We start from the raw sequence: 13,450 nt of genomic DNA, 5'->3' as shown, positions 1-13,450 counted from the left end.
TAACAGAGCCTTTTTTAATCCCGTCCCAGAAAAATCATCGCAAAGGTAGTCAAAATAGACACGTCCCAAATTAGTTACCCCGTCGATTGTCGCCGTTGAGAAAGGACTCCTGTTGAAGACCGTTCATGTTGCTGCTGGGATCATTCGCAAGGATGGGTCCGACGAGCTGCTGGCCGTGCAGCGCGGCTATGGCGACATGCAAGGACTTTGGGAGTTCCCCGGTGGCAAGCTCATGCGCGGTGAGACGCCTGAGGATGCCGTGCGCCGCGAGCTTATGGAAGAGCTGCAGGTAAAAGTCACCAACCTGCGCGATTTCTATACCGTTGAGTATGACTACCCCGATTTTCATCTCTCCATGGAGTGCTATTACTGCTCGCTGGCCGATGAGTCCGGCGAGCCCCAGAAACACGACCGGCAGCTCGATATCCGCTGGATTCCGCGCACCTCGCTTGCCACGGTTGAGTGGATGCCCGCCGACAAAGGGCTTATCGATGCTCTGATTGAGTTGAAGGAAGATCGGCTTGAGGCCAACGGCACTGCCAACGACGCCGAGGCCACCACGAACGACGAGCCCGCTTCCAGGCCCAAGCGCGCACCTAAGCGCCGCAGCAAAAAGCGTCCCAAACCAGGTCTGCTCGACGGCATCGATACCTCGGACCTCTCCGCTGACGAGCGCGAACTCGTGCGCCGTCGCGCCGCTATAAAAAAGTCCATGAAGGGCAACAAGCGTGCAAACACCAAGCCCGAGCTGCTCGTTCGCCAGCGCTTGCGCGCAGCGGGCCTTACGGGTTATCGCTTGGAATGGAAGGTTCCTGGCAAGCCCGACATCGCCTTTCCCGGCCGCAAGATCGCCATCTTCGTCAACGGTTGCTTTTGGCACCGCTGCCCCAAGTGCAACCCGAGCCAGCCTAAGCGCAACGTTGAGTTTTGGGAGGCAAAGTTCCGTCGCAACGTCGAGCGCGATCGCGCCGCGGTGGCAGCGCTCACTCAAATGGGCTGGACACCCATAACCATCTGGGAATGCGAACTCAAAAAAGACCGCATCGACGCCACCATGGAAAAGGTCATCGAGCAGGTGCGCGCCGCAGAGCCGCAGCGCTAGGAACGAGCCATCCACACGCCCCACACAGGCGAGCCACATCCGCGCCACAAACCTTAGAAAGCCCTTAAGCCCAAAACCTTTCAAAAGTGTTATTCGATACCTCTGACCTGCAGCTTCATCGTAACACCAAACCAGGTTAAGCCTTTCTTTAGCGCTTCTTTGCAGCAGCCGCGGCATAATACTGCCAACGCACGGGACCTAGCAGCATACCCCGAGCGCAATCTATTGGTGGACATCGAGGAGGCCGCATAAGCATGCATTCTTCCAATGACGCAGCACAGCAGCCATCCCTAAAATATGCAAACCTTTTCTCCTTCCCCCCGACACAGAGAAACGGTCTCCTCGACTCCCCCACCACAAAAACCAAGCGCTCAGCCGATCAGAGCCTCAACTTACGAGCATCCTTCGAAAAGCTCCAAGCATCCCTAGACAAAACCTTCCCCAACCAAGCCCGGGCATACTAATCCCCCATCAGCAAAGAAGCCCTAACGCCCCACCCATTTCCGCCCTAACGCCACAAGGGCGACGATCTCGAGCAGGTCACCTTGGGAGGGACGAGGGCTTAGTTCCCCAATCTTTCCGCAGGGGGCAAAAAGCCTCGCCGCACGAAGTGTGCAGCGAGGCTTTTTGCATGCCCGAGGACGATTGGGGAACTAAGCCCTCGTCCCTCCCCGGGATATGTAGCGAGTCGGAGTACCCTTGCTGTTACTCTGCCTTGCCCACAGAGTTAAGGTTGGTCATGCGGATCTTAACCAGCTCGGTGATCTCACGCATACCCTCCTTGGCCGGCTTCTTAGGATCGAAGCAGGCGGGGTTCTCGGCCATGTAGGCCATGAAGCCCTTGGTGTAAGCCTGACGCAGCTCGGTGGCGTAGTTAACCTTGCAGATGCCGTTCTTCACGGCCTCGGCGACCTGCTCATCGGGCACACCGGAAGTGCCGTGCAGAACCAGCGGCACGTCGACGGCGTCGCGGATGGCCTTGACCACGGACTGCTCGATGTGCGGATCGCTCGTGTACACACCGTGGCTGGTGCCAACGCCAATAGCGAGAGAGGTGCAGCCGGTGCGCTCGACGAACTCCTTGGCCTCGGCCGGATCGGTGTAGGGGCTCTCGCCCTCAACCGCGGGACCGTCGTCCTCCTTGCCGCCAACCTTGCCGAGCTCGGCCTCGACGGGCACGCCCATGGCGCGGCCAGCGTCGGCGACGGACTTGGTCAGGGCGATGTTGTCCTCGAAGGACTCGTGCGAGCCGTCGATCATGACAGAGGTGTAGCCCGTGCGGAAAGCCTGCATGCAGCGGTCATAGCCATCGCCGTGATCGAGGTGCAGAGCGACGGGCACGGAAGCGCGCTCGGCGGCAGCCTTGACCATGCCGTAGAAGTAGTCCAGACCAGCGGTCTTGATGGTGCCCGGGGTGGTCTGCATGATGACGGGGGACTTGGTCTCCTCGGCAGCGGCCAGAACGGCCATAACAAACTCGAGGTTCTCGACGTTGAAAGCGCCAACAGCGTAGTGGCCGGCCTGAGCGTCCTTGAGCATCTTTTCGGTGGTAACAAGTGCCATGAGCGTTTGCTCCTCTCCCTCGCCCGCATCTGGACATCGGGCGTAGTTGTTCACAAGGCATTTTACCTTGCGTTTTGCTGCGCTCATTGTATGAAATTCAGCAGCTTTGCACGTGCGAGATATTGAGCCCATGCAGGTCAATACAGTCATTTTTGAAAAGCAAACGGAAGAAATTTGAGCCGAGTGAACATGTTCGATATTGAATTTTGGGCGTTCAGCGTCTTTCTTTTATAGAAAAGATAAGTAATCGAAAGGTGTTTTCTTACTCAAAAAGAAAATGAACGAAAATAGAGTCAACACAATTCCTGCAAATTTCAGACGATGATGGAGCAGATATGGCCCACGCAACAACCCGAGCTTTCGCCGACGAACGCCGTACCGCCATTATGGAAATGCTCGATCATAATGCCTCGGTGCAGGTAGCAGAAATCGCCCAGACCTTTGGCGTGTCCTCCGTCACCGCCCGCGCCGACCTGGACGCGCTCGCCGAAGCAGGCAAGCTGCGCCGCACGCACGGCGGTGCCGTATCACTCCACAAACGTCTGACCGTCTCCACGCAGGATCGCCGCATCAATGTCAACGTCGCCGCCAAGCAGGCCATCGCGCAAAGCGCCATCGAGCTCGTCAATGACGGCGACACGCTGCTCGTCGACTCGGGCACCACGGCGCTCGAGTTCGTCCGGCTCCTCGATCAACGCGACGGTATCACCGTCATCACAGCAGACATTACCATTGCCGATTACATCGACGAGAGCATGCCCTCGGTCGATGTCGTCATGCTGGGCGGGGCGTTGCGCAAAGGCCATCGTTATTTGTACGGACCGCTCACTATGCAAGCGCTCCAAATGGTCCATGCCGATCTTGCCGTCATGTGCCCTGGCGCTTTTGTCCCCAGCTGCGGCTTTACGACCGACTTTCCCCAGATGGCCGAGACTAAAACGGCTATGATCGCCGCGGCCCATCAAAGCGTCGCCCTCATGGACGCCAGTAAGGTCAACGGACGCGGCATGTACCGTTTTGCCGAGCTTGCCGACGTTGACACCATCGTGATGGACCGTGATCCCGACGATGCCGTCGCCACATCAATCGCCGAAGCCACTGACAGCGCACGTCCAGCCCTCGTCATCGCCCGCATCTAAAAACAAAAACCACCACAAAGGTGCCTGTCCCCTTTGTGGTGGTTTGAGCGTCAAAAGTGAAAGTGTCGCTACTTGGACAGCTCGTCGGCGAGAACCTCGATCTGAGCGCGCGAGGCGTCGTTGAGCGAGCCCAGCACGGTCACCTTGTTCTGCGCCAGGGTGATGTCCTTCATGCCCTCGAGCTCCTTGGTCATAACCTTGGCAGCGGTGGGCGCCCAGGAGCCGGCCTCAACGAGCGCCACCGTACGGTTCTGATAGGCGTGCTCGGCAAGCGTGTGGATAAAGGTGCTCATGAACGGGAAGATCTCGCCCTGATAGGTGATGGAGGCGAGCACCAGACGGTCATAGCGGAACGCATCCTCAACGGCCTCGGCCATGTCGTCGCGAGCCAAGTCAAAGACGGAAACCTTCTGGCCGCGGGCCTCGAGCGCAGATGCAAGCTCCTCAACGGCGGCCTTCAGATGGCCGTACACGCTCGCATAGGCAATCGTGACGCCCTCGTCCTCGGGCTGATAGCTCGACCAGGTGTTGTAGGTGTCGAGGTAATAGCCCAGATTCTCGGTAAGAACAGGACCATGGAGCGGACAGATGATCTGGATATCCAGATCGGCGGCCTTCTTGAGCACGGTCTGCACGAATTTGCCGAACTTACCGACGATGCCAAAGTAGTAGCGGCGCGCTTCGCAAGCCCAGCCTTCCGGGTCCTCGATGTCGTTGGCGCCGAACTTGCCAAAGCCGTCGGCACTAAAGAGCACCTTGTCGGTAGACTCGTAGGAGAAAATCACCTCGGGCCAGTGAACGTTGGGAGCGCCGACAAACGTTAGGCTGTGACCGCCCAGATCGAGCACGTCGCCCTCTTTGACGACCATCTTGCGCTCGGGGTAGTCGGTGCCAAAGTAGTTGACCATCATGCGGAAGGCACCCATGCTGGCCACAATCTGTGCCTGGGGGTAGCGCTCCATAAAGGCGGCGATGCCAGCAGAGTGATCGGGCTCCATGTGATGGATAACCAGGTAGTCGGGCGTACGTCCATCGAGCGCGGCCTCGAGGTTGCCGAGCCACTCGTCGACAAAACCACCGTCGACCGAATCGGCGACAGCGATCTTCTCGCCCAAGATAACGTAGCTGTTGTATGCCATACCATTCTCGGACACATCGTACTGGCCCTCGAACAGGTCAATGTCGTGATCGTCGACGCCAACGTAGCGGATATCCTTGGTGATCTCCATCAGGCAAAGCCTCCTAGATAGACAAAATAACCCGTCTATCATAGCACTCGGCAGCATTCCAACTGTTATCTGCCGGCATCCTTACCGATTGTTATTGAAATACGATAAATCGCCGTTTACCTGCGCAAACTATGAGCGTGGTATCGCCGTGCTATGTCGAATAATGAGCTGGCCGGGAATACGAATGGCAACGGTTTTGCCCGCCGTACCCGCCTCGGGAACCGCATGCTCGAATACCTCGCGTCCGCGCTGATGCAAATCGAATCGAACGGTCGTGAGCTCGTTATGCGCGACAAAATCATCGAGCGAATCGTCGACACCCACCACGCTCACGTCCTCGGGCACGCGCAGGCCGCTATCGCGCAGCGCTGCAATCGCGCCATTTGCCATCTGGTCGTTTGCCGCGTAAATCGCCGTCATGGTGCAATCGTGCTCGGCCAGGTACCTGCCGGCCTCGTAGCCGCTGTTGGCAGACCAGTCGCCCTCGAGCGGCTCTGCCGGCTCGATGTGTTTACGCTCGAGCGCATCCTGCCAACCGGCTCGACGAAATTGCTCGTCGACCGAGAACGACGGGCCGCCAATATAGCGAATCTGCCCGTGCCCCAGCTTAAACAGGTGATTCATAAGCAAGAGCGAGCAGCCGTAATGGTCGGAATCGACCGTAGTCACGCGCGGATGCGCGTACATGGTAACGATGACCGTTCCAATGCCCGGCAGTGGATCAAACGTCTCAAAATCGGGCGCCATGCGGCTCATGCCGATGATGATGCCGTCCACCGGCAATGCGGCCATACGACGCGTGGCCTCGGCAAGCGAGAATTCCTCAGTCTTGGACATCTCGACCAGCGTGATGGCGCAATTATGCTCGCGAGCAGCGCTGGCGATGCCGTCGATCATTGAGAGGTTGCCAAACTTGGTGACATCGTTGATGCATAGGCCGACCGAATGGTAACGGCCGTCGCGCAGCGAGCGACCGGCGTAACTCGGACGAAAGCCGAGCTCTTGCATAGCAGCCTGCACGCGCTGGCGCGTCTGCTCGTTAACGTTGGGCAAGCCGTTGGCGACGCGCGAAACCGTCTGCTGCGAAACGCCGGCAGCGCGGGCGACGTCAGCCATGGAGACCGGACGCGTACCTGTATCGTTGGACGGGCGCCTTGCCACAGGATCACCTTCACCGTTGCGAGATCTGAATAGCGTGCATGCCGGCCCGGGCAGAAATACACCCCGCGCCGAGGCCCGCTATCGTCGGACGCATGTTAACGTACTCTACTTTTTCAATCCGCATCTCTTCTGCTTTATAAGTCCATACGGCAGTACCGTTCACGGCTGTATTTCTACCGATTACCAGATTCTCAAAAAGTGACAAGCGATGTGTTATGAGTACGTTAACATAGCCCGTAACGTGCGGTATCGTGAACACTTGATTCATACCGCTACAAGTTGTTAACGTACTCATAACGACGCAAAACCCACCCGGGCGCGCCAAGGAAAGGACTCCCATGACCACCCCCGACGAAAAGACATTCGCCACGCTCACCAAGCTGTTCGAAGAGGAGTTTGGCCCCATCGGCGACCGCCAGGTGCTCTACGTGCACGCGCCCGGCCGCTCCGAGATCAGCGGCAACCACACTGACCACGAGGGTGGCCACGTTATCGCCGGCTCGCTCGATGTCGCCGTTGACGGCATCGCCGTGGCAACCGATTCCAACAAGGTTCGCGTAGCCGACGAGGGCTATCCCACGTTTGAAATCGCGCTCGACACGCTAGACGTTCAGGAGTCCGAGAAGGGCACGTCCGCGAGCCTCGTCCGCGGCATGGCCCACGAAATCGCTGCTCTGGGCGTTGAGCCCCAGGGCTTCGACTTCGCCTTCACCTGCTCTGTCCCCTCGGGCGGCGGCCTTTCCAGCTCCGCTGCTGTCGAGGCGGCATACGGTCGCGCCATGGAGACGCTCTGGGGAGCACCCGCCATCGAGCCCGTCGCGCTCGCCCAGATGAGCCAGCGCACCGAGAACAACTATTACGGCAAGCCCTGCGGTCTGATGGACCAGGCCGCTGTGTGCCTGGGCGGCCTCGCCTACATGGACTTTGAGGACCAGGCTCAGCCTAAAACCCAGAAGCTCGAACTCAACTTTGAGGATCACGGCTATGCGCTCGTGCTCGTTAAGGTTGGTGCCGACCACGTGGCCGCCACCGACGATTACGCTGCCGTTCCGCGCGAGATGCAAGACGTCGCCGCCGAGTTTGGCAAGGCACGCCTGTGCGAGGTCGATGTTGCCGATTTTGACGCCAAGCTCCCCGAGCTGCGCGCCAAGCTGGGCGACCGTGCCTGCCTGCGCGCCGTTCACTACTGGTACGAGAACGGTCTGGTCGACAAGCGCTGGGCAGCTCTGAACGCCGGCGACATTGACCAGTTCCTAGTCCTGACGCGCGAGTCCGGCGCCAGCTCCGCCATGTACCTGCAGAATGTTGTTGCCAAACTGGGTGCCGAGCAGCCTTCCATGTACGCACTTGCTCTTGCCGAGCATGTGCTCGACGGCCGTGGCGCCGTTCGTATTCACGGCGGCGGCTTTGGCGGTACCATCCAGGCCTTCGTGCCGCTCGATCTGGTCGACACCTTCATTGCCAAGATGAACGGCTGGCTGGGCGAGGGCTCTGCCCGCCACTACGCGATTTCTGACAAGGGGGCTTACGCGGCATGGCTGTAATGACCGACGTGCGCGAGGCCGCGCAGAACCTGATCGAGTACGCTATCCACCGATCGATGATCGGCCAGGACGATCGCATCTGGGCATACAACACCATTTTGGAGTGCATCGGCGCCACGGGCCCCGCACTCGACATGACTTGGGCACTCCAAGTTGAGAAACTCTCGCTCTTGCACCCCGATACCCTGCCCGACTTTGACCTGGAGGGCACGCTCGCCGCGCTTGCTGAGGCCGCCGTTGCCAACGGCGCCGCCGAGGACACGGCGTCGGGCCGCGACCGCATCGCCATGCGCATCATGGGCGCGCTGATGCCGAGGCCTTCGGTTGTAAACGAGGAGTTCGACGGCCGCATGGGCGTCAACGAGCCCCGCGCCGCGACCGACTGGTTCTACGGTCTGTGCTGCGACGCCGGCTACGTGCGCCGCGCCGCCATCGCGCGCAATATCAAATGGAACACCCCCACCAACTGGGGTGACCTGGAGATCACTATCAACCTGTCAAAGCCCGAAAAGGACCCGCGCGATATTGCCGCAGCCGGTGCCGCCAAAAACACGGGCGAGAAGTATCCCGCCTGTCAGCTCTGCATCGAGAACGAGGGCTACCCCGGACGCTCCGCCGCAGCCGACGGCGGCGCTCATCCCGCCCGTCAGAACCTGCGCGTTATTCCCATCCAGCTCGACGGCGAGCGCTGGGGCTTCCAGTACAGCCCGTACGCGTACTTTAACGAGCACTGCATTGCCATGAGCTCCGAGCATCGCCCGATGCACGTGGACCGCAAGGGTCTGACCTGCCTGCTCGACTTTGTCGACCTGTTCCCGCACTACTTTATTGGCTCCAACGCCGACCTGCCCATCGTGGGCGGCTCGATTCTGTCGCACGACCACTTCCAGGGCGGCGCGCACGAGTTCCCCATGATGCACGCCGCCGAGATCTCGCAGTTTAGCGTGCCCGGATTTGATCAGGTTAGCGGTACCGTGCTGCAGTGGCCGCTCTCGGTGCTGCGACTGCGCTCGCACGACCGCGCCCAGCTGCTCGACGCCACCGAAAAGATTATCCTCGCCTGGCGCGAGTGGACCGATGAGTCTGTGGGCGTCATCGCGCACACAGCCGACGGCGTGGCGCACAACACCGTGACGCCCGTCATCCGCCGCGTCGACTCTCGCGGAAATGCCGGCGGCGAAATCTACGAGGCCTACCTGGCGCTTCGCTGCAATATCACGACCGACGAGCACCCGCTAGGCGTTTTCCACCCGCATGCCGAGTACCACCACATTAAGAAGGAGAACATCGGCCTGATCGAGGTCATGGGCCTGGCCATTCTGCCGCCGCGCCTGGTTCCCGAGCTTGGCGCTGTCCGTGAGCATCTGCTGGCAGCCAAGGTCGATGCCAGCTACGATCTTGCCGGTGCGCTCGAGGGCGATGATCTTTGTCGCAGCCATGCCGCGTGGGCCGAGGACGTCTTTGCTCGCCGCGCCGACGAGCTTACAGCGGATAACGCCATCGATATCCTGCACGAGGAGGTCGGCGTGGTGTTTGGCCACGTGCTCGACAACGCCGGCGTCTTTAAGTGGGACGAAGCCGGCCGCGCCGCCCAGCAGCGCTTTATCGACTCGCTGTAGAGCACAGACCCGGACGCTCAACGGCAGCCCCCACGACATAGCCACCTACACGACAACGGCGCCCGCCGGAAACATCGCCGGCGGGCGCCGTTTTCTGATGCAAGGGTAGCTAATTTGCACCAAAACAAGGAGTGTTCCAAACTGCCGGCAGAGAAGGAGCGCCCCAGGTGCCGACCTAAACCCCACATTATTCGATGGAAAAACGTGGTTACCTCCCACATTATTCGATGGAAAAACGTGGTTTACTCCCACATTTTTCGATGGAAAGACCAAGACGGTCTTATACTAACCATGATCGTTAGGGGGCAGTATGCAGCGACAGCTAATGGACGAACTCATCGCTTGGAAATCTAGGGCAAACCGCAAGCCCCTCCTGCTTAAGGGGGCCCGCCAGACGGGAAAAACCTGGCTTCTCAACGAATTCGCAGGCCAGCAGTATCAAAACGTCATCCGTTTTGACTTTATGCTCGAACCGGGCGCACGTTCGCTGTTCGACGGAAGCCTTGACCCCAAACGCATCATCTCCCAGATAGAGCTCCTGCGCGGCCAGACCATAACGCCGACAGACACGCTCATCATCTTCGACGAAATCCAAGAGGCACCGCGTGGCATCACCTCGCTCAAATACTTCAACGAGCTGGCGCCGGAATACCATATCATGGCAGCCGGCTCCTATATGGGGCTCGCGCTCCGACGCGAAAACGAGTCGTTCCCCGTCGGCAAGATCGACCAGCTTACCATGCGCCCCATGGGGTTTGTCGAGTTCGTTCGTGCCGTCGATGGCGATCCGCTCGCAGATGCCATCCTTGCCGCAGACATGGACCTGCTGGCGAATGTTTCCGAAAAGCTCGAGCGCCTGCTCAAGGAATACCTCGTTGTCGGTGGCATGCCAGAAGTTGTCTCCGCTTTCGCCGCCTCCCACGATTTCATCGAGGCCCGCAGGCTTCAGCAGCAAATCATCGAAGCTTATGAATCCGATTTTGGCAAGCATGCGCCAGCCCGCATCGTCGAGCGCATGAGGCTGGTTTGGAAATCCCTTCCCGGCCAGCTCGCAAAGGAAAACAAGAAGTTCGTCTACGGCGCGCTTCGTCCCGGGGCGCGCGCACGCGATTTTGAGGAAAGCCTCCAGTGGCTCATGGACTATGGAATCGTTCATAAGGTACCGCGTGTTTCCGCCCTAAGAGCACCGCTCACAAGCTACGAGGATCTCTCGGGCTTCAAGCTGTTCTGCATCGACACCGGCATCCTCGGAGCACTCTCCGGCCTCACGCCAGCCATTGTTCTGAACGGGCCCGCTGTTTTTACGGAGTTCAAAGGCTCGCTGACCGAGCAATACGTCGCACAGGAGCTTTTGCTCCAAGGCAATACTCCCGCGTATTGGTCATCCTCCTCCGGCAATGCAGAGACTGACTTTGCCGTCGACCATGCGGGGACCGTGCTTCCGCTCGAGGTCAAGGCGGCAGAGAATCTCAAAGCAAAGAGCCTGAGGATTGCCTGCGAGAAGTTCAAGCTCGAGCGCTGCGTGAGAACATCGTTAGCGGCATATAGAGACGAAGGCACGCTCGTCAATATTCCGCTCTGGGAGATTGGGCAAATCGACAAGCTGGCATAGGCGCTGTGGAGGGGGTGCCCCGTAAGGAGTGTCCCAAACTGCCGGCAAAAAAGGAACGTCTCTATCTGCCGCATTCCCGAAGCAAGGCAACGCCGATGTTTTGGCAACGGCAGCGAGCGGGCCGCATTTGAGACAAGGTGACGTGAAACGAAAGGGCGCTGACCTTCTGATCGCGCCCTTGAAGTTGAACGTCAGATTGTCCAAATGCGGCCCGCGCAGCGTCGAGCCGTTACGCGGTTTGGTAAAACCGCGTAACCCTAAAGCTCCGTTACTTCAACGTTGTTGTAGATCTCGTCCCAGCGGTCCATGACCAGGTGACCGGTCTTGGGATCCATAGCGTTGAGTTTGCCGCAGGTATTGGCGGTCTTGAGCACCGTGACGTCGTCGGCGCCAGCAGCAATGGCATGTGCAAAGCCGGCGATGGTCGAGTCGCCGGAACCCGTTGCGTTCACAGCCGCAATCGCGGGCGTCTTGGCGCGGAACGCGCGACCCTCATGGAAGCCAACCGAACCGGCAGCGCCCATCGAAACGACAACCCAGGGGATACCGGCAAAACGGTCATCGGCGGCGAGCGCCTCGCGCAGGGCATCGACATCATCGGTCGTAAAGGACGTACCCAGCAGGCCGTTAGTCTCGGTCAGGTTGGGCTTTACGAGCTCAGGCTTAGCGTCGGACTCCAGCGCGGCCTCCAGCGATGCACCCGAGGTGTCGAGCAGCACCTTGGCGCCCGCCTCCTCGGCGATCTTGACGAGGTCGGCATAGTAGCCGGCATCGACGCCACGCGGCAGCGAGCCCGAAAGCGTCACGACGTCCGCCTTCGCTGCAAGCTCGGCAAACTTGGCCGTAAAGGCCTCGAGCTCGGCCGGGGCGATCTGCGGGCCGCTCTCCAGCAGCTCGGTCTGATTGCCCTCATGCAGGATATTCAGGCAGATGCGCGTCTCACCGGCAATGGGCACAAATTCGTTCTTGACGCCGTCAGCATCCATGAGCTCGGCCATATAGGCACCCATGTGGCCGCCGAGCAGACCGGTCGCGAGCACGTCGTCGCCCAGCTGCAGCAACACGCGGCTCACGTTGAGGCCCTTACCGCCAGCGGTCTTTTCGGGCGTCACGCGGTTCACGTCGTCGATGATCAACTTGTCGAGCTGATAGCGCGTATCAATCGACGGGTTCATGGTAACGGTCAGAATCATATTGAACTCCTGTTTCCGGGGCACGACACGCGCGGCCCCAAACATACGATAGCTCGTTAAAGGATCTCGATCTCAAAGCCGCGAGTAACGGTCTCCCCCGGCTTGGCCACCAGGCAGCCGCGCTTGTGCTCCAGAATATCGTCCTCGTCGGAGCAGGTGGACAGGCCGCCCCACGGTTCCACGGCCACAAAGTCACCCTCGGGCTTGCTCCACACAATCAGGTACGGCATATCGGGGAACGTTAGTCGCACGCCCTTGTCCTCGGTTTTCTTGGTCAGCGTAACCACGCGGCTCTCAAGCACGTCAAAGATGGTCTCTGCGAAGTCAAAGAGTTCGTGCGTCAGCGGCAGGTCATGGCCAACCATCGGGTTCTTGCTGCGATGCTCAACATCAATCAGGCCCGTCGAGGGAACGGCAGTACAGAGCTCGGCGGCCTCGCGCTGCTCAAAACGGAGCTCGTAGTCGTCATAGGACTCGCCCTCGTCAAGCGGGCACTTAAAGCCAGGGTGACCGCCCACAAAGAACGGCATGTCCTCGGTGCCCTCATTGGTCACCTCGTACGACACAGCCACCTTTTCCGCATCGATCATGTAACGAGCAACGATCTTAAACGGATACGGGTACTGCTCGAGCAACTCGGCATGGTCGGCAGAGCTTAGGCTCAGCGCGACCATGTTGTCGCCCTGCTCCTCGAGCTTCCACTCCTGTTTGCGAGCAAAGCCATGACGGGCGAGCTTAATCTCGCGGCCGCCCATGGTCATTGCGTGACCGTCGCGAAGGCCGCCGCAGATCGGGAAACAAATGGGTGCCTGGCCCGACCAGACCGCCGGGTCACCCTGCCACAGGTACTCACGGCCGTTGGCCGCAATAGAAGTGAACGATCCGCCAGCCGTGCTCAACGCAATGCGGACAGAGCCGTTATCAAGAACAAACTCCATAGGAGCCTTCCCTTTCTTATGACAGCCCGCCAAGTCAATAGGGCTGATAGAAAACCGGCCCGCGCCCCCTCACAGAAACGCGAGCCGTCAATTGAAAAGCTGCAGAATACTGGGTCCCGCCAAAACGAAGCCCACAAGCTCAGCAAGCAAACGTGTTATCGGAGCAGCTTACTGAACCAGAAAGCTTCGCAACAACAGCGGTAACCCCACAGGTACCCCCAACGTCAGACACTATGACCCAATCCGAGGGCACTAAAAAGATAGGAGCCCCCGCTCGTGACCGCGGGTCGGGGCTGCGACAATGATGTTGAAGTGCCATAGGCGCAGCCGCGCCGCAACGAGGTTGGGAG

At 59.6% G+C, this 13,450-nt stretch carries 10 protein-coding genes; 5 read left to right on the top strand and 5 right to left on the bottom strand.

Translation table 11 applies throughout. The features are described 5' to 3' along the window. Positions 1 to 112 precede the first annotated feature (112 nt). Entirely contained in the window at positions 113 to 1,102 is a 990-nt protein-coding gene (gene vsr / locus AAAV44_RS09650) for a DNA mismatch endonuclease Vsr (protein WP_320677908.1), read from the top strand. A gap of 705 nt (positions 1,103 to 1,807) precedes the next feature. On the opposite strand, the gene AAAV44_RS09645 is transcribed toward vsr, so the two are convergent. After that, a complete protein-coding gene (locus AAAV44_RS09645) occupies positions 1,808 to 2,665 on the bottom strand; it encodes a class II fructose-bisphosphate aldolase (protein ID WP_022095149.1) in 858 nt (285 codons plus the stop codon). Between the two features lie 335 nt (positions 2,666 to 3,000). Here AAAV44_RS09645 and AAAV44_RS09640 point away from each other — a divergent pair, with 335 nt between their 5' ends. Then, on the top strand, positions 3,001 to 3,804 hold the full coding sequence (locus AAAV44_RS09640) for a DeoR/GlpR family DNA-binding transcription regulator (protein ID WP_320677909.1): 804 nt from the start codon (positions 3,001 to 3,003) through the stop codon (positions 3,802 to 3,804). Positions 3,805 to 3,872: 68 nt separating this feature from the next. Here AAAV44_RS09640 and AAAV44_RS09635 read toward each other — a convergent pair whose 3' ends face one another. Beyond that, complete coding sequence (locus AAAV44_RS09635) at positions 3,873 to 5,033, bottom strand: FprA family A-type flavoprotein (RefSeq protein WP_320677910.1); 1,161 nt, start codon at positions 5,031 to 5,033, stop codon at positions 3,873 to 3,875. A gap of 129 nt (positions 5,034 to 5,162) precedes the next feature. Continuing rightward, the gene (locus AAAV44_RS09630) at positions 5,163 to 6,149 is read right to left on the bottom strand and encodes a LacI family DNA-binding transcriptional regulator (protein ID WP_320678107.1); all 987 of its coding nucleotides are present in this window, start codon (positions 6,147 to 6,149) and stop codon (positions 5,163 to 5,165) included. Positions 6,150 to 6,532: 383 nt separating this feature from the next. Between AAAV44_RS09630 and AAAV44_RS09625 the strand changes: the two genes are divergently transcribed. The 3 genes from AAAV44_RS09625 (at position 6,533) to AAAV44_RS09615 (ending at position 10,969) form a co-directional block, all read left to right on the top strand. Continuing rightward, positions 6,533 to 7,738: a galactokinase family protein gene (locus AAAV44_RS09625; protein WP_349115450.1), complete on the top strand. Its 1,206-nt coding sequence runs from the start codon at positions 6,533 to 6,535 to the stop codon at positions 7,736 to 7,738. Beyond that, on the top strand, positions 7,729 to 9,357 hold the full coding sequence (locus AAAV44_RS09620) for a UDP-glucose--hexose-1-phosphate uridylyltransferase (RefSeq protein WP_349115449.1): 1,629 nt from the start codon (positions 7,729 to 7,731) through the stop codon (positions 9,355 to 9,357). Before AAAV44_RS09625 ends, AAAV44_RS09620 begins: the two co-directional genes overlap by 10 nt. 310 nt (positions 9,358 to 9,667) lie before the next feature. After that, entirely contained in the window at positions 9,668 to 10,969 is a 1,302-nt protein-coding gene (locus tag AAAV44_RS09615; RefSeq protein WP_349115448.1) for an AAA family ATPase, read from the top strand. A 257-nt stretch (positions 10,970 to 11,226) separates the two neighbouring features. Here AAAV44_RS09615 and AAAV44_RS09610 read toward each other — a convergent pair whose 3' ends face one another. Beyond that, positions 11,227 to 12,162, bottom strand: a complete 936-nt coding sequence (locus AAAV44_RS09610; RefSeq protein WP_349115447.1) for a hexose kinase — start codon at positions 12,160 to 12,162, stop codon at positions 11,227 to 11,229. A 56-nt stretch (positions 12,163 to 12,218) separates the two neighbouring features. Beyond that, the gene (locus AAAV44_RS09605) at positions 12,219 to 13,100 is read right to left on the bottom strand and encodes an aldose 1-epimerase family protein (protein ID WP_349115446.1); all 882 of its coding nucleotides are present in this window, start codon (positions 13,098 to 13,100) and stop codon (positions 12,219 to 12,221) included. Positions 13,101 to 13,450: the final 350 nt, after the last annotated feature.

It is taken from the genome of Collinsella sp. CLA-AP-H1, assembly GCF_040092945.1.
Classification (GTDB): Bacteria; Actinomycetota; Coriobacteriia; order Coriobacteriales; family Coriobacteriaceae; genus Collinsella.
This window is presented reverse-complemented; position numbering and strand designations above follow the sequence as displayed.